Source organism: Methylobacterium sp. TK31, from assembly GCF_055361545.1.
In genome coordinates, this window is sequence record NZ_CM143964.1 from 2,357,342 (window position 1) to 2,371,124 (window position 13,783).

At 68.7% G+C, this 13,783-nt stretch carries 14 protein-coding genes and 1 riboswitch; of the genes, 4 read left to right on the forward strand and 10 right to left on the reverse strand.

The annotated features are described in order from the left end of the window. Positions 1–151: 151 nt before the first annotated feature. Together ACXJY8_RS10780 and ACXJY8_RS10785 are read left to right on the forward strand one after the other, a co-directional pair. Positions 152–1,159, forward strand: coding sequence for a helix-turn-helix domain-containing protein (locus ACXJY8_RS10780; RefSeq protein ID WP_463780532.1), 1,008 nt, complete (start codon positions 152–154; stop codon positions 1,157–1,159). A gap of 226 nt (positions 1,160–1,385) precedes the next feature. Further along, the gene (locus ACXJY8_RS10785; RefSeq protein ID WP_463779884.1) at positions 1,386–2,003 is read left to right on the forward strand and encodes a helix-turn-helix domain-containing protein; all 618 of its coding nucleotides are present in this window, start codon (positions 1,386–1,388) and stop codon (positions 2,001–2,003) included. Between the two features lie 73 nt (positions 2,004–2,076). Here the strand turns inward: ACXJY8_RS10785 and ACXJY8_RS10790 are convergent, their stop codons facing one another. From ACXJY8_RS10790 to gcvT, 4 genes are all read right to left on the reverse strand, one after another. Next, on the reverse strand, positions 2,077–2,235 hold the full coding sequence (locus ACXJY8_RS10790) for a hypothetical protein (RefSeq protein ID WP_463779888.1): 159 nt from the start codon (positions 2,233–2,235) through the stop codon (positions 2,077–2,079). Between the two features lie 654 nt (positions 2,236–2,889). Further along, on the reverse strand, positions 2,890–5,736 hold the full coding sequence (gene gcvP / locus ACXJY8_RS10795) for an aminomethyl-transferring glycine dehydrogenase (RefSeq protein WP_463779891.1): 2,847 nt from the start codon (positions 5,734–5,736) through the stop codon (positions 2,890–2,892). Between the two features lie 82 nt (positions 5,737–5,818). Then, on the reverse strand, positions 5,819–6,181 hold the full coding sequence (gcvH, locus tag ACXJY8_RS10800) for a glycine cleavage system protein GcvH (RefSeq protein ID WP_463779894.1): 363 nt from the start codon (positions 6,179–6,181) through the stop codon (positions 5,819–5,821). 31 nt (positions 6,182–6,212) lie between these two features. Further along, positions 6,213–7,343 (reverse strand): glycine cleavage system aminomethyltransferase GcvT, encoded by a 1,131-nt coding sequence (gene gcvT, locus ACXJY8_RS10805; protein ID WP_463779897.1) that lies wholly within the window; start codon positions 7,341–7,343, stop codon positions 6,213–6,215. Between the two features lie 51 nt (positions 7,344–7,394). After that, positions 7,395–7,503: riboswitch (glycine riboswitch) on the reverse strand. A gap of 257 nt (positions 7,504–7,760) precedes the next feature. On the opposite strand from gcvT, the gene ACXJY8_RS10810 reads away from it, so the two are divergent. After that, a complete protein-coding gene (locus ACXJY8_RS10810; protein ID WP_463779899.1) occupies positions 7,761–8,555 on the forward strand; it encodes an endonuclease III domain-containing protein in 795 nt (264 codons plus the stop codon). A 107-nt stretch (positions 8,556–8,662) separates the two neighbouring features. Continuing rightward, the gene (gene trpS / locus ACXJY8_RS10815; RefSeq protein WP_463779902.1) at positions 8,663–9,730 is read left to right on the forward strand and encodes a tryptophan--tRNA ligase; all 1,068 of its coding nucleotides are present in this window, start codon (positions 8,663–8,665) and stop codon (positions 9,728–9,730) included. A 51-nt stretch (positions 9,731–9,781) separates the two neighbouring features. Here trpS and ACXJY8_RS10820 read toward each other — a convergent pair whose 3' ends face one another. The 6 genes from ACXJY8_RS10820 to ACXJY8_RS10845 form a co-directional block, all read right to left on the reverse strand. Beyond that, on the reverse strand, positions 9,782–10,435 hold the full coding sequence (locus tag ACXJY8_RS10820; RefSeq protein WP_463779905.1) for a pyridoxamine 5'-phosphate oxidase family protein: 654 nt from the start codon (positions 10,433–10,435) through the stop codon (positions 9,782–9,784). 235 nt (positions 10,436–10,670) lie between these two features. Continuing rightward, on the reverse strand, positions 10,671–11,690 hold the full coding sequence (gene ilvC, locus ACXJY8_RS10825) for a ketol-acid reductoisomerase (RefSeq protein WP_463779907.1): 1,020 nt from the start codon (positions 11,688–11,690) through the stop codon (positions 10,671–10,673). A gap of 26 nt (positions 11,691–11,716) precedes the next feature. Beyond that, positions 11,717–12,361, reverse strand: a complete 645-nt coding sequence (locus tag ACXJY8_RS10830) for a TetR/AcrR family transcriptional regulator C-terminal domain-containing protein (RefSeq protein ID WP_463779909.1) — start codon at positions 12,359–12,361, stop codon at positions 11,717–11,719. 92 nt (positions 12,362–12,453) lie between these two features. After that, entirely contained in the window at positions 12,454–13,092 is a 639-nt protein-coding gene (locus tag ACXJY8_RS10835; protein WP_463779911.1) for a glutathione S-transferase family protein, read from the reverse strand. Further along, the gene (locus tag ACXJY8_RS10840) at positions 13,089–13,463 is read right to left on the reverse strand and encodes a type II toxin-antitoxin system PemK/MazF family toxin (RefSeq protein WP_463779913.1); all 375 of its coding nucleotides are present in this window, start codon (positions 13,461–13,463) and stop codon (positions 13,089–13,091) included. The genes ACXJY8_RS10835 and ACXJY8_RS10840 overlap by 4 nt, the downstream gene beginning before the upstream one ends. After that, on the reverse strand, positions 13,444–13,746 hold the full coding sequence (locus ACXJY8_RS10845; RefSeq protein WP_463779915.1) for an AbrB/MazE/SpoVT family DNA-binding domain-containing protein: 303 nt from the start codon (positions 13,744–13,746) through the stop codon (positions 13,444–13,446). The genes ACXJY8_RS10840 and ACXJY8_RS10845 overlap by 20 nt, the downstream gene beginning before the upstream one ends. Positions 13,747–13,783 lie beyond the last annotated feature (37 nt).

The window sequence follows — 13,783 nt, forward strand, 5'->3', positions numbered from 1 at the left end:
GATTGAGCTTGAATTTTCTCGATTGTTCTGCAAAAAGTATCGTGTTTGGAAGAAAACGTCGTCTTGCGTTGGGGCAAGAATTGATTTTGCCATCTTGAGATGAGGCCGACATCGGGCGGGTCGGCGATCGGCAGGATCACAGGTGGATACGATGACGGGTTACCCGCCACGCGACCCGGCCGTCTGGCGTCCCCAGAGCCGGTTCGCCGCGACGATCACCTCGCGGCGACAACTCCAGCTCTTCAACGATCGCGGCGGGATCTCGGTCAACTTCGACACCCTGCGCTCGGCCGCGCCGAACATCGTGCTCACCGGCAGCCAGAGTGAGACCCTGAGCCTGTGGGAGACCCACTCGCCCAGCGGCTTCATCACCCAGCCGAAATTCGACGCCCGCCTGGTCACGGTTCGATTCGTGACGAGCGGGCGCACCGTCTACCGGCGTCGGTGCGGCACGGTCGAGGGGCTGCCGACGCATGCCACCCTCGTCGATTTCGACGATCTGCTCGAGGTCGAGGCCTCGGATGCGTTCAGCGCGGTCAGCGGCACGTTCGGAGCCGATGATCTGCGCGCGGCGCAGGCGGCCCTCACGGGCTACGCGGTCACTGCCGTGCCGTCGCTGGCACCCACCGCCGCGTTGTCGATGCCCGGCATGAGGGCGCTGTTCCTGTCGCTGCGGCAGGCCCGGCTTCGGATTCAGGATGTCGACCGCCACGACGACCTGATCTTCCCCCTGATCCAGGAGGTCCTCAGCTACCAGTTGCTTTCGGCTTGGCCCCAGTGCGCTGCCGCCGCCCGGCCGGGGACGACGACAATCGCCTCACGCAGCCTGCGGGCCGCGGTGGAGTACATCGAAGCGCATCTGTCGGAACCCCTGACCCTCGCGGAGATCGCCGCCGTGGCGGATGTCAGCGTCCGCTCGCTCCAGGACAGGTTCCGGCAGGAGAAGGAACGCACGCCCGTTCAGTTCATCATCGAGCAGCGCCTCGCCCGCGCCCATGCGGACCTGATCTCCCCCGGGCGCGAAGGGCTTTCGATCGCCGCGATCGCGCGGCGCTGGGGCTTCGTCCACATGGGCGATTTCGCCCAGCGGTATCGTCGCAGATATGGCTGCACGCCCACCGAGACGCGCCGCGACCACGGTCGGCATGACGGAAACTGATACGGCTTATCAGGATTGCGCGAGGCAATATCAGTATTGCGAATGTTTGACAGAGCGAAGAATTTACTTGATAAAAGATAGCTACGCTTCTCCAGAGCTGGTTCTCGTGATCATATCCGGAAGTGCAGATGCTATCTAGTCGCTCTGTCGTTATAGAACCGGTTGCATCTGCTGTCGGGCCGCGCTGCAGGGGCTTACCCAATGTTCAAGCCATACGTGTCATCTGATGCCGTATACCGACCCCACGCTTGCCTGGCTGGAAATCCTCTATCGACGTGAATCGGTCGCGCGCCCAGGGGGCGCCGATGCCGTCCCCGCTGGTCCGGCCGCACCGGCGCCGGTCCGCGCGCCATCTTCGGCCGATCCCGCTGACACCGGCCTCGCTCCTGCCAGTTCCGCTCCTGCCAGTCCCGCGCCTGCCGACCTCACGCTCGACGACGAACTGCAGAGGCGCCTCGGTCAGGTTGTCTTCTCCACCCTCTGCGAGAAGCTCGGCCGGCCGAAACTGACCCCGATCCTCGGCCGCGCCGAGGCGGAGATCCTCACCGCCGACCACCTGCGGGCCGCGCGGGCGCTCCTCAACTGGTCGATGTCGGATCTGGCCCTCGAAAGCGGGCTCTCCGTCTCGACGATCAAGCGTGCCGAGACGCTGCCGCAGGACGTCACCCGGCGCAGCTATCGTCTCATGGTCGAGACCCTGCAGGGCGGCGGAATTCGCTTCCTCACCCTCGACGACGGGACGGTCGCGGTGGCGAAGGGGGGCCAGGCCGGGACCGGGTCCCTCGGGCCGCTGCGGAAGGCGAACGCGGCACATCCCGCTCCCGAGCCGGGGCGGCCGCTGTAACGCGATCGGGCTTGCCAAGCGCGTCCCCAAAAGGGTCGGACAGGACGCGATCGGAGCACGGGACAGCCGCTCCCTAGTCGGTCTGCGTCAGGTCGTCCGCGGACCAGGTTTCACGGACGTTGCCGACATCGACCTCGAAGGCCTCGCCCAGGTTCCAGACGCCGACGACGGCACCGACGCGGCCATCGGGCAGGCGGACCAGATCGAGAAGGCGGAACGGAGACAGGGTCATGGCGTGTCCTCCAGTTCTCAGCGGGTTCGTCCGTTCTCGGCGCGCTCGTCTTCCCAGCGGTGTCTTCGACGAGCGAACAGGACGGAATCCCGGGACTCCACCGCATCGACGCTCGCACATTTCGTCGACGGGTCTTCGCAGCATGTCATCGTCGCAACATGCCGACGACGCCCTGAATCTAGGCGCCGGCGAGACGCTCGTCAAAGCCGCGTGGATCGGCGACGTGCCGCCGGATCACGGTCGTCGGTCTGCGGACCGCGAGGGCGTTGCGGAGAGTCCGGGAACATGCAGCCCGGCGAACTCCGGATCGGGGCGTGTGAAACGAATCTTGCCCGGTATTCGATCAGGTGTTTGGAATGTATTCCATCGGCGTCAACAGCATCGTTGCCTGTGGATTTTTCATAAGGCCAAGTTCCAGCCACAATCTAGGCGAAGACTACAAGTCCGGCTGTTTCAGCGGAGGCTGTTATGACAGTGACGATCTTTGATCCTCTGACCGGAAAAATGGTGACCATCACGCTGCCCGACTGGCGCTAGCCGGGGCCTGTCGCGTGACAGGGGGGCTCGCGGCGTGATCCAGGGACGTGCCGGGCGAGCCGAACTCGCAGGCCGCGCTCCCGCTCCGGGGGACGGGAGCGCGCCGGGGGGCGAGGGCTACTCCGCCGCCTCGCTGTAGGATTCCACCGGCGGGCAGGCACAGACGAGGTTGCGGTCGCCGTAAGCGTTGTCGACCCGGTTGATCGGCGGCCAGTACTTGTCCATCCCCAGGCTCCCGCTGGGGAAGCAGGCCGCCTCGCGGGAATAGGGACGCTCCCAGCTTCCGACGAGGTCCCGCACCGTGTGGGGCGCGTGCTTCAGCGGATTGTTCGCCTTGTCCATCCGCCCCTCCTCGATGGCGCGGATCTCCTCGCGGATCGCCAGCATGGCGTCGCAGAAGCGGTCGATCTCGCCCCTGGTCTCGGATTCGGTGGGCTCGATCATCAGGGTGCCGGCCACCGGCCAGGACATGGTCGGCGGATGGAAGCCGCAATCGATCAGGCGCTTGGCGATGTCGTCGACGCTGACGCCCGCGCTCTTCTGGAACGGCCGCACGTCGATGATGCACTCGTGCGCCACGCGGCCGTTGGCGCCGGAATACAGCACCGGGAAGGCCCCCTCCAGGCGGGCAGCGATGTAGTTGGCGTTGAGAATGGCGATGCGGGTCGCCTGGGTCAGGCCGCGCCCGCCCATGAGCAGGCAGTAGCTCCAGGAGATCGGCAGGATCGAGGCCGATCCGTAGGGCGCGGCCGAGACGGCGCCCGCCTCGCCGTTACGCGGGTCGGAGGGCAGGAACGGGATCAGGTGCGCCTTGACGCCGATCGGGCCCATGCCGGGTCCGCCGCCGCCATGCGGGATGCAGAAGGTCTTGTGCAGGTTGAGGTGGCTGACGTCGGCGCCGATGTCGCCGGGGCGGGCGAGGCCCACCAGGGCGTTGAGGTTGGCCCCGTCGAGATAGACCTGTCCGCCATGGCCGTGGACGATGGCGCAGATCTCGCGGACCTGCACCTCGAACACCCCGTGGGTCGACGGATAGGTGATCATGCAGGCGGCGAGGTTTTCGCCGTGCAGCTCCGCCTTCTTGCGGAAGTCGTCGAGATCCACGTTGCCCTGGGCATCCGCGCCGACCACGACCACGCTCATCCCGCACATCTGCGCCGAGGCCGGGTTTGTGCCGTGGGCCGAGGACGGGATCAGGCAGACGGTGCGGTGCCCGTCCCCCCGCGAGAGGTGGTAGGCGCGGATGGCCAGGAGCCCGGCATATTCGCCCTGCGCGCCGGAATTCGGCTGCATCGAGATCGCGTCGTAGCCGGTGATGGCGCAGAGCTTGTCGGACAGGTCGTCGATCAGCGTGCGGTAGCCCAGCGCCTGGTCCGCCGGGACGAAGGGGTGAATCTCGGCGAATTCCGGCCAGGAGACGGGGAGCATCTCGGCGGTGGCGTTGAGCTTCATGGTGCAGGAGCCGAGGGGGATCATCGCCCGGTCCAGCGCCAGGTCCCGGTCGGCGAGCCGGCGCATGTAGCGCGTCATCTCGCTCTCGGCCCGGTTCATGTGGAAGATCGGATGGGTCAGGTAGGGTGAGGTCCGCACCAGCCCGGCGGGCAGGCGGCTCTCGGGCCAGGCCTCGTCATAGACCGGGTCCGCCGCCCCGAAGGCGCGCCAGACGGCCTGCAGGATGTCGGGCCGGGTGCGCTCGTCCACCGTGATGCCGATGCGGTCCGCGCCGACTTTCCGCAGGTTGACGCCGTTGGCGACCGCCTGCGCCAGGATCAGGCCCTGGAAGGCCCCGACCCGCACGGTGATCGTGTCGAAGAAGTGCTCCGGCTCCACCGTGAAGCCGAGGGCTTCCAGCCCGCCGGCGAGGCGCACGGCGTCGCGATGGACCCGGGCCGCGATCGCCCTCAGCCCGCGCGGGCCGTGGAACACCGCGTACATGCCGGCGATGACCGCGAGCAGCACCTGCGCGGTGCAGATGTTCGAGGTCGCCTTCTCGCGGCGGATGTGCTGCTCGCGCGTCTGCAGCGCGAGGCGGTAGGCGCGGTTGCCGCGGGCATCCACCGAGACCCCGACGAGGCGCCCCGGCAAGGTGCGCTTGTGCGCGTCGCGGGTGGCCATGTAGGCGGCGTGCGGGCCGCCATAGCCCATCGGCACGCCGTAGCGCTGCATCGAGCCGATGGCGATGTCGGCGCCCATCTCGCCGGGCGAGGTGAGCAGCGTCAGGGCCAGGGGATCGGCCGCCACCACCGCGACCGCGCCGGCCGCGTGCAGGTCGGCGATGGGCCGGGTCAGGTCGCGGATGCCGCCGCAGACGCCGGGATACTGGAAGATCGCGCCGAAGACTTCGGCCGGATCGAGGTCGGTGGCCGGATCGCCGACCACGATGGTCCAGCCCAGCGGCGCGGCGCGGGTGCGCAGCACCGCGATGGTCTGGGGCAGGCACTCCGAATCCACGAAGAAGGCGGTCTGTCCGTTGCCGGAGATGCGCTGGGCCATGCCCATGGCCTCCGCTGCGGCGGTGGCCTCGTCGAGGAGCGAGGCGTTGGCGATGTCGAGGCCGGTCAGGTCGCAGACCAGCGTCTGGAAGTTCAGAAGCGCCTCGAGCCGGCCCTGGCTGATCTCGGGCTGGTAGGGCGAGTAGGCGGTGTACCAGGCCGGGTTCTCGAAGATGTTGCGCTGGATCACCGGCGGCATGGTGGTGCCGTGGTAGCCCTGCCCGATCAGCGAGACGAGGAGCCGGTTCTTGTCGGCGATGCCGCGCATGTGCTCGATCACCCGGCGCTCGGTCATGGCGACCCCGAAGTCGAGGCGCTCCGTCTGGCGGATGTCGGCCGGCAGGGTCTCGTCCATCAGGGCATGCAGGCTCTCGGCGCCGACGACGCCGAGCATCGCCTCGATTTCCTGCGTCGTCGGGCCGATGTGGCGCCGGTTGGCGAAGTCGTAGGGGTCGTAGCGGTCGTGGGGCATGGGGGCCTCCTCGCGATGGAAAGGTGTCTGGACTACGCCGACGCGTCCCTCCCCCGCAGAGGAGGGAGGGTTCGGGCCGGCGCTACTTCGCGAACGCCGCGTAGGCGGCCTCGTCCATCAGCCCGTCGAGGCTGGCCGGATCGTCGAGGCGGATGCGGTAGAGCCAGCCGGCACCCTGCGGGTCGGCCCCGACGCTGGACGGGTCGGCCACCGCCGCCTCGTTGACCTCGGTCACCTCGCCGGAGACCGGGGCGTAGACGTCGGAGGCGGCCTTGACCGATTCGACCACGGCCGCGGCCTCGCCCTTGGTCAGCTTGGCGCCGACCTTCGGCAACTCGATGAAGACGAGGTCGCCGAGCTGCTCGGCCGCGTGGGCGGTGATGCCCACCGTGGCGACGTCGCCGGCGCAGTCCAGCCACTCGTGCTCGTCCGTGAACTTCCGCATCGCTCTCTCCTGGGTGTTGGATGGAAGGGGGTCAGGCGCGCTTGAAGCCCGCCGGAACGAAGGGCAGTCCCGACACCACCAAGGGCAGGCGCTTGCCGCGCACCCCGGCGAAGACGCGCGTGCCGGGGGCGCCGAGCGCCGCCGGCAGGTAGCCCATGGCGATGGGGGCCTGCAGGCTCGGCCCGAAACCGCCGGAGGTGACCTGACCGACGGCGTCCCCGGTCTCGTCGGCGAAGAGGGGTGCCTCCGCCCGCACCGGGGCGGGCCCCTCCGGACGCAGGCCGACCCGCCTGCGGGCGGGGCCGGCCTCCAGCGCGTCGAGGATGCGGGCGGCACCCGGAAAGCCGCCGGCTCGGGCCCCGCCCCGCCGGCGCACGCCGGAAATCGCCCAGGACAGGCCGGCCTCCACCGGGTCGGTGCCGGGATCGATGTCGTTGCCGTGCAGGCAGAGCCCGGCTTCGAGGCGCAGGGAATCGCGGGCGCCGAGTCCGATCGGCAGCACCGCGGGATCGGCCAGCAGCGCTTCGGCCAGGGCCTCGGCCCGGTCCTCGGGCACGGAGACCTCGAAGCCGTCCTCGCCGGTATAGCCGGAGCGGGTGACGATGGCGGAGGCGCCCAGCAGCCCGAGCATCCGCACGTCCATGAAGCGCATCTCGGCCACCTCCGGCGCGAGCCGCGCCAGGGCGGCCTCCGCGCCGGGCCCCTGCAGGGCGACGAGGGCGCGGGCCAGCACCGTCACCTCGCAGATGTCGGAGAGATGCGCCCGCAGATACGCCTCGTCGGCGACCTTGTTAGCGGCATTGACCACGAGGAAGAGGCTGTCGCCGCAATGGGCGACCATGAGGTCGTCGCGGATGCCGCCCGCCGGGTCGAGAAGGAGCCCGTAGCGCTGCCGGCCCGGCTTCAAGCCGAGCACGTCGATGGGCAGCAGGGTTTCGAGCGCGCGCGCCGCGTCGTCGACGTCGCCCGAGCGCGGGGTGAGCCGGATCTGGCCCATATGCGACACGTCGAACAGGCCGGCCGCGGCCCGCGTATGGAGGTGCTCCTTCAGCAGGCCCGCCGGGTACTGCACCGGCATGGCGTAGCCCGCGAACGGCACCAGGCGGCCGCCATGGCGCAGATGGAAGGCATGCAGGGGCGTGCGGGCAACATCGGGGGACATCGGATCACTCCACGACAAACAGCTTCCGGAAGCTCGGCTGAGCGTTTCCGGCTGCCCCCATCTGTCGCGGTTACCTGAGAGCTTCTCCCCGACCGCCAATGCGGTCCGGGATTTCTCCTTCGGTGGACGCCGTCAGGCGCCTCTCTCCAGATTGTCCAACGGTACGGTGATTGTGCCTGAGAGTTTCCGGGGGTGGTTGCTCCGTCGGCGCCATGGTTCGAAGGCTTCGCTCGCGTGAAACGCTCGACCTGGGCTCTCCCGTACCGTCTTTGATGACCGTTCCAGGGTTTCACATTGCACTGCGTCATGCAAGGCGCCCCGCCGGGGCTGGGCGTTACGCTTTGCCGAATCCGTCAGCCCGGAGGTGAGCCGGCGCCGCATCCGGGAACCGCGACGACTCGGGCGGATTCATCCAGCATGCCGATCGCATCAGGGCACGACCTCGCCGGCCCCCGCCCCCGCCGGACCCGACCCGCGAAGCCCGCTGCGACCCCGGTCGTCGATCCTGCCCTCAGCGACAAGGCGCGGGCGATCCACGCCCGGCTCTGCCCGGTCTATGGCTGCCCGATCCCGTACTTCCACAGCCTCGACCCGTTGAGCGAACTGGTCTCCTCGCTCCTCTCTCACCGGACGCGCAACGCAGAATCCGGCCGCGCCTTCAAGGCTTTGCGGGCCCGCTACCCCGACTGGGACGGGATGCTGGCGGCCCCCGTCGCCGAGATCGAGGCCACCATTGCCGGGGTGACCTGGCCGGAACTGAAGGCGCCGCGGCTCCAGGCCATCCTCTCTGCCGTGAAAGCGCGCCAGGGCGCCCTCACCCTCGATTTCCTCAAGGACATGGCGGTGGAGGAGGCCCGGGCCTGGCTGGAGGCGATCCCCGGAGTGGGGCCGAAGACTAGCGCGGCGGTGCTCTCCTTCAGCGTCCTGCGGATGCCGGCCCTGCCGGTGGACAGCCATCATCACCGTGTCGCCCAGCGCACCGGGCTCATCGGCCCTCGCGTCGATGTCGGGCCGTCGCACCCGATACTGCGGGCGCAACTGCCCGCCGACTGGAGCGCGCAGGCCCTCTACGACAACCACGAAGTGCTGATGTTGCACGGGCAGAAGGTCTGCCATCACCGCAACCCCGCCTGCGGCCGCTGCGTCCTGCTCGACCTCTGCCCTGAAGGACAGGCCCGCATGGGCGCCGGGGGCACGATCCGCGAGCCCTGATCGACAAGCCTTGACCGGTCCCGGCCCGGCGTCCAGAAACCGGCGCTTGGCCGGGCGGATGTTCGCTGGCGGCCGCCTCACCCAATCCGCACGAGGACCCCGCCGCGATGACCGCGTTCAAGGAACTGGTGTTCTCGGGCGTACAGCCGACCGGGAACCTGCATCTCGGCAATTATCTCGGCGCCATCAAGCGGTTCGTGGAGATGCAGGCGCGGGATGCGCAGTGCCTGTACTGCGTGGTCGACCTGCACGCCATCACCCTGTGGCAGGACCCGGCGGCGCTCAAGGGTCAGATCCGCGAGGTCACCGCCGCGTTCCTGGCCGCCGGTATCGACCCCAGGCGCTCGATCGTCTTCAACCAGAGCCAGGTGCCCCAGCACGCCGAACTCGCCTGGATCTTCAACTGCGTGGCGCGGCTGGGCTGGCTCAACCGCATGACCCAGTTCAAGGACAAGGCCGGCAAGGACCGGGAGAACGCCTCGATCGGGCTCTACGACTATCCCGTGCTGATGGCGGCCGACATCCTGGCCTACCGGGCCACCCACGTGCCCGTGGGCGAGGACCAGAAGCAGCACCTCGAACTGACCCGCGACATCGCCCAGAAGTTCAACAACGACTTCGCGGACTCGATCGCCGCGCATGGACACGACGCCGGTGAAGGGTTCTTCCCCGTCACCGAACCGCTGATCGGCGGGCCGGCGGCGCGCGTCATGAGCCTGCGCGACGGCACCAAGAAGATGTCGAAGTCAGACGCCTCCGACAATTCGCGGATCAACCTCACGGACGACGCCGACGCCATCGCGGCGAAGGTGCGGAAAGCCAAGACCGACCCGGACGCCCTCCCCTCCGAGGTGGCGGGGCTCTCCGGCCGCCCCGAGGCCGACAACCTCGTGGGTATCTTCGCGGCCCTGAAGGACGTCTCGCGCGAGGAGGTCCTGCACGACTTCGGCGGCGCGCAGTTCTCGGCCTTCAAGGGCGCGCTCGTCGAACTCGCCGTCGAGACCCTGGCGCCGCTGGGGGCCGAGATGAAGCGCCTCGTGGCCGATCCGGCCGAGATCGACGCGGTGCTGGCCGACGGCGCCGAGCGGGCCGAGGCCATCGCGGCCCCCACCCTCGACGCGGTCAAGGACATCGTCGGCTTCGTCCGGCGCGGGCCGCGCCTGCGGATGGTCTGAGGCGGAAGGAGCGGCCCTCCTCGAGTGCGGGAGATGGCCGCTCCGGGGCCGTCAGCTCTCGCCGCGCGCGACCCGGGCCTCGTACTCGGGCAGCTCGATCGGGCCCTCCTTCGCGACGCGGGCCTTGTCCTCTTCCGGGATGACGTCGGCGACCATGTCGAGGCGCTTCCAGAGGGCGAGCGGCGTTTCCTTGTCGGGAGTCGGCACGTAGCGGTTCTGCGAGACCTTCTGGTACTTGTGGATATAGCGCGGGCAGTTGACCCAGGCCTTCGTGACCTCGACGCGTACGAGGTACTTGGCTTCCGTGTACTCGGCCATCAGGGGATCGTCGCGCAGCATCCGGGCATGGCCCTGGACGCGGACCCGGTGCGGGGTCTCGAAGTCGATGAACAGCAGGCCGACCTTGGACTGCCCCTCGATGTTGCCCATCGAGTACCACATGCCGTTGCCGTCGAAGCCCGGGAACACCAGCGTGTTGCCGTCGAGCACCTTCACGAAGCCGGGGCTGCCACCCTTGTAGGAGACGGTGGGCATGCCGTCGGGGTCGACGGTGGACAGGAAGAACATGTCCCGGCTGCCGATGAAGGCGGCCTCGGTCTCGCCGATCTGCTCCTGAACCCATCCGGTGTCCAGGCGCTGCGCGAGCTTGACGGTGTTGAACTCTTCCTGAAGCGCGCGATGCTCATCGTAATAGAGCGATGCCATGGGTTCCTCTGCGTTTCGGCCGCTCTCAACCGGGCAGCCGTTGGCGGCGATGATCGCGGGAAACCTCTCCGAGCACAACATTCGATCCCTTCATCTCTCGCCATGGTGAGGGCGAGGCGACCTGTCGTCCGCGCACGAAAAAGCCGGCGCCGCTCGCGCGACGCCGGCTTCCTCCGCGACGCGCAGCCGAGCGAAGCCCGGCTGCAACGTGCAAAAATCAGTTCTAGGCCTTGTCTCAGTTCTTGGCCTTGTCGACGAGGGCCTTCTCGGAGATCCACGGCATCATGCCGCGCAGCTTGGCGCCGACTTCCTCGATCGGGTGAGCGGCGAGCTTGGCGCGGGTGGCCTTGAACGAGGTCTGGCCGACCTTGTTCTCGAGCATCCAGTCGCGGGTGAACTTGCCCGACTGGATGTCGTTGAGGACGCGCTTCATCTCGGCCTTGGTCTCGGGCGTGACGATGCGGGGACCCGTGACGTACTCGCCGTACTCGGCGGTGTTCGAGATCGAGTAGTTCATGTTGGCGATGCCGCCCTCGTAGATGAGGTCGACGATGAGCTTCACCTCGTGCAGGCACTCGAAATAGGCCATCTCGGGGGCGTAGCCGCCCTCGACCAGAGTCTCGAAGCCGGCCTTGATCAGCTCGACGAGGCCGCCGCAGAGCACGGCCTGCTCGCCGAACAGGTCGGTCTCGCACTCTTCCTTGAAGGTGGTCTCGATGATGCCGGCGCGGCCGCCACCGTTCGCCGAAGCGTAGGACAGGCCGAGGTCGTGGGCGTTGCCCGAGGCGTCCTGCGCGATGGCGATCAGGGTCGGCACGCCGCCGCCCTTGAGGTACTCGCCGCGCACGGTGTGGCCGGGGCCCTTCGGGGCGACCATGAGCACGTCGAGGTCCTTGCGGGGCTCGATCAGGTTGAAGTGCACGTTGAGGCCGTGGGCGAACAGGAGGGCGGCGCCCTGCTTCATGTTCGGCTCAAGGGACTCCTTGTAGATGTCGCCCTGGAGCTCGTCCGGGGTCAGCATCATGACGACGTCGGCCTGGCGGGCGGCCTCGGCGACCGACATCACCTTGAAGCCCTCGTGCTCCGCCTTCTTGGCGGTGGCCGAGCCCTCGCGGAGCGCGATGACGATGTCCTTGACGCCCGAATCGCGCAGGTTGAGCGCGTGGGCATGGCCCTGGCTGCCGTAGCCGACGATGACGACCTTCTTGCCCTTGATCAGGTTGAGGTCGGCGTCGCGATCGTAATAGACCCGCATGGAATGTATCCTCTTCTCTTGGGGTGTCAGGAACGGGCCCGGCCGTACAGGGCCAGGAACTGGTCGACGGCGCGGGCCGCGTCGCGTCGGATCTCGGCGGCGTCGAGGTCGAGCGCGTCGCCGAGGAGGAGTCGAATCTGGATATCGCGGCCGACCAGGCCGAAGAAGGTTCGGAAGGCGGTCTCGCTGTCCTCGAACGCCAGGAGCCCGGCCGCGCGTCCCGCCTCCAGCACGGGCTTGACCCGCGCGCCGATGGCGAGGCGGCCGTTCGCCAGCACGATGGCGCCGAGGTTTCCCTTGCGCGAGCCGGCATGCGCGATGGCGATGCGGTTGAGCACCACCGAGGTGCGGCCCGCGATGACGTCGAGCCAGCTCACGGCGAAGTCGAGCAGGCGCTCACGCAGGGTTTCGGCGTCGAGGGCCCCGTCCGCGTCGCGGCCGGCATGGACCCGCGAGGCCTGCCAGCGCACCGTGGCGGTGAGGAGGCCGTCGCGGTCGCCGAACCACTTGTAGAGGGTCTCCTTCGAGCAGCTCGCCCGGCGCGCTACCGCGTCCATGGTGAGCTGGTCCCCCTCCTCGACGAGGAGAGCGAGCACGGCATCGAGCACCGCCTTCTGGCGGGCCGAAGGCGCCTCCTGCACCGTCTCGTCGCGTGTGGCCGTCGCGCTCATGCCGATCCGAAAACCAGTACCGTACCGTACGGTACGCGGTGTCCTAGTCCGATTCGGTGCCCCGGACAAGGGGGAGCGGCCGCACCGACTGCCTATTCGGGCAGCGTCAGGCCTTCGCGGGCGAACACGGTGCGCACGGCCGGGCGCGCGGCCATGGCGCGGGCGTGGCGCGTCCAGGCGGGGAAGCGCTCGGCCATGTCGAAGCGCAGCGCCGGGCCGCGGCCCCAGGTCCAGAACAGCAGCAGGTAGGGATCGGCGACGCTGTAGGCCTCGCCCAGGGCCCAGCCGCCGTTGGACAGCTTGACCTCGGTCATCGTGAACAGGTCGCCGCAGGTCTCCGCGCCCTTGGCCTGGATGCCGGGAAACGCGGATTCATCGCCGGTGTAGCGCTCGGCCCGGCGGATATGCGCATAGGCGATGTGATGGCCGGTGGAGAGCCAGCCGAGCCACTCGTCGACCCGGGCCTGGTCGCGCGGCGCCTCCGGCCAGAGCCCGGCCCGCGGATGCGTGCGGGCGATGTGGCGCAGGATCGCGGTGTTCTCGGTGAGCACCCAGTCCCCCTCCACCAGCGCCGGCATCCGGCCGCGCTCGTTGACGGCGAGGTACTCGGGCGCCCGCTGGTCGCCCTTGGCGAGGTCGAGCCGCACGGTCTCGTAGGGCACGCCCGTCTCCTCCAGGGCGATGTGGGAGGCGAGCGAGCAGGCGCCGGGAGCGTAGTAGAGGGTGGTCATGGTGTCTCCGGATCGTTCCAGGTGATGCCGATCAGGGTCGCGAGCTTGCCCCGGACCTCGGCGAGGATGGCATTCGGGACGAAGCCGAGTGACCTGAGGATGCGGACGTTCCTGTCAATGGAGCGGACCTGATCGACCAGGACGGCGCCTTCGACGGGCAGGCCGTCGGGCAGCAGGACCTTGGTCGGCCAGGGATTGCGGCTGCGCGTGATCGGACAGACGATGACGCGCGGTGCCAGAAGATGCATGGCCTCGTTCGAGATCACGAGGGCGGGCCGGCGTCCGTTCTGCTCGGTACCGAGGACCGGCTCGAGATCGACGAGGAGGATCTCGCCCGGCTGGCGTGCGCGGTCAGTACGGAGCGTCGTCATCGATGATTTCGGAGCCGACGTCGGCCCCCCAATCCACGGTCGGCGGCTCGAAATCGGGGCCCAGGCGGCGTGCCTCGGCCACCATCTCGGCCATCGTGTAGACGGGCAGCCCGTTCACGATGCGTCGCCCCTGTTCGGGAGCGACGGGGCTCGCCGGGTTTCCGCGCATGGCCTTCGGCAAAACTTCCACGGTCTGTCCTTCGGACAAACCGAGGCTGCGGACCTCATCCGCGGACAGGCGAACCGCGTAATCCGCGCCTGCCCGCTCCAGCTTGGCTTCCATGGCTCTCCTCCGCCGCGGATCACCGCCATCATAGCGC

Bases quoted from the DNA above. Each gene is read 5' to 3' on its own strand.
- ACXJY8_RS10780 (WP_463780532.1), top strand. From the start codon at position 152: ATGACGGGTTACCCGCCACGCGACCCGGCCGTCTGGCGTCCCCAGAGC.
- ACXJY8_RS10785 (WP_463779884.1), top strand. From the start codon at position 1,386: ATGCCGTATACCGACCCCACGCTTGCCTGGCTGGAAATCCTCTATCGA.
- ACXJY8_RS10790 (WP_463779888.1), bottom strand. From the start codon at position 2,235: ATGACCCTGTCTCCGTTCCGCCTTCTCGATCTGGTCCGCCTGCCCGAT.
- gcvP (WP_463779891.1), bottom strand. From the start codon at position 5,736: ATGCCCCACGACCGCTACGACCCCTACGACTTCGCCAACCGGCGCCAC.
- gcvH (WP_463779894.1), bottom strand. From the start codon at position 6,181: ATGCGGAAGTTCACGGACGAGCACGAGTGGCTGGACTGCGCCGGCGAC.
- gcvT (WP_463779897.1), bottom strand. From the start codon at position 7,343: ATGTCCCCCGATGTTGCCCGCACGCCCCTGCATGCCTTCCATCTGCGC.
- ACXJY8_RS10810 (WP_463779899.1), top strand. From the start codon at position 7,761: ATGCCGATCGCATCAGGGCACGACCTCGCCGGCCCCCGCCCCCGCCGG.
- trpS (WP_463779902.1), top strand. From the start codon at position 8,663: ATGACCGCGTTCAAGGAACTGGTGTTCTCGGGCGTACAGCCGACCGGG.
- ACXJY8_RS10820 (WP_463779905.1), bottom strand. From the start codon at position 10,435: ATGGCATCGCTCTATTACGATGAGCATCGCGCGCTTCAGGAAGAGTTC.
- ilvC (WP_463779907.1), bottom strand. From the start codon at position 11,690: ATGCGGGTCTATTACGATCGCGACGCCGACCTCAACCTGATCAAGGGC.
- ACXJY8_RS10830 (WP_463779909.1), bottom strand. From the start codon at position 12,361: ATGAGCGCGACGGCCACACGCGACGAGACGGTGCAGGAGGCGCCTTCG.
- ACXJY8_RS10835 (WP_463779911.1), bottom strand. From the start codon at position 13,092: ATGACCACCCTCTACTACGCTCCCGGCGCCTGCTCGCTCGCCTCCCAC.
- ACXJY8_RS10840 (WP_463779913.1), bottom strand. From the start codon at position 13,463: ATGACGACGCTCCGTACTGACCGCGCACGCCAGCCGGGCGAGATCCTC.
- ACXJY8_RS10845 (WP_463779915.1), bottom strand. From the start codon at position 13,746: ATGGAAGCCAAGCTGGAGCGGGCAGGCGCGGATTACGCGGTTCGCCTG.